Origin of the sequence: Cryobacterium sp. TMT4-10, assembly GCF_004403275.1 — a bacterium.
Classification (GTDB): Bacteria; Actinomycetota; Actinomycetes; order Actinomycetales; family Microbacteriaceae; genus Cryobacterium; species Cryobacterium shii.
On the sequence record NZ_SOGU01000020.1, the window covers coordinates 1 to 1297 of the forward strand.

Annotated in this window: 1 protein-coding gene; it reads left to right on the forward strand. The window is 60.8% G+C overall.

What is annotated here, in order from left to right:
• Nucleotides 1-69: 69 nt before the first annotated feature.
• Nucleotides 70-1253 (forward strand): IS3 family transposase gene (locus E3T42_RS02540; protein ID WP_134366157.1). Its coding sequence is split into 2 segments (ribosomal slippage): nt 70-331 and nt 331-1253, totalling 1185 coding nucleotides; the frame shifts between segments, so codons are not numbered across the junction.
• Nucleotides 1254-1297 lie beyond the last annotated feature (44 nt).

Consider the following 1297-nt stretch of genomic DNA (forward strand, 5'->3'; position numbering starts at 1 on the left):
TGACCTGCCGCGGAGTTCTCGGACAGTGGGCCCTCTTAAAATGAGGGACTACTGAAAGTAGAGATCAGCATGACCGCATCACGTCGGAAATTTACCCAGGAGTTCAAGGACGAGCTGTGCCGCGAGGTGATCAACACATCCAAACCAATCAAGGACGTGGCCACCGCATACGGCGTCGGCCCGGAGACTCTGCGCAACTGGTTGATCAAGTACCGCGAGGCCAACGGCGGCACGGAGGCGGATCTGACGGTGTCGGAACGGGCCCGGCTGAAAGAGCTCGAGCGTGAAGTTCAGGAGCTGCGGGCGGAGACCGCTTTCTTGAAAAAAGCCAGCGCTTACTTCGCCCGGGAGCAGCGGTAGTGAGCAAGTATGAATTCATCGATTCCCAAAAATCAGAGCCCGCCAACCTGAATTCGGTGGTGAAAATGTGCCTGTGGTTGACCGTCTCGACGTCCGGTTTCTATCACTGGGCCACGCGTCCGCAATCGGCCACCGCGGCCCGCCGGGAGACCCTGATAGCCCGGGTCCAATACTTCTTCGAGGAGTCCGAGGGCACCTACGGGTACCGGCGCATCCACGCCGACCTCGCCGCGGAAAAGACCGAGTGCTCACCCGAGCTGGTACGGCAGATCATGCGCCACCAGGGCCTGGTGGCCTGTCAGCCGCGCCCATTCCGCATCACCACCGCCGCTGACGCTGAGGCCGCCGCGAGCATGCCCGACCTCGTCAAACGGGACTTCACCGCCGACCGCCCCGGGGTGAAGTTCGTCGGCGACATCACCTACATCCACACCTGGCAAGGGTTCATCTACCTGGCCACCGTCATCGACTGCTACTCCAAGAAAGTCGTCGGCTGGTCCATCGCCGATCACATGCGCACCGAGCTCGTCGCCGACGCTCTCAAGAACGCCGCCGCAACGAGCCAGATCGAGCCTGACGCGATCTGGCACTCCGATCGGGGCAGTGTCTACACCTCGACCGATTTCAGGGCCTTGGTGACTAGCCTGGGCATGCGCTCGTCGATGGGACGCACGGGCGTGTGCTGGGACAACAGCATGGCGGAATCGTTCTTCTCGATGCTCAAGAACGAGCGCGTCTACCGGACCGTTTATGCGACCAAATCACAAGCTCGCAGCGACGTCATTCGCTACATCGAGGGGTTTTACAACAGCCGGCGTCGGCACTCCGCTCTCGGTTACCGGCGTCCTAACGAAGTCCACTATGGTTATCAACAGTCAGCCCTGGCAGCGTAGAAGAATCCACTAATTCCGCTGTCCGAAATCCCCGCAGCAGCTCA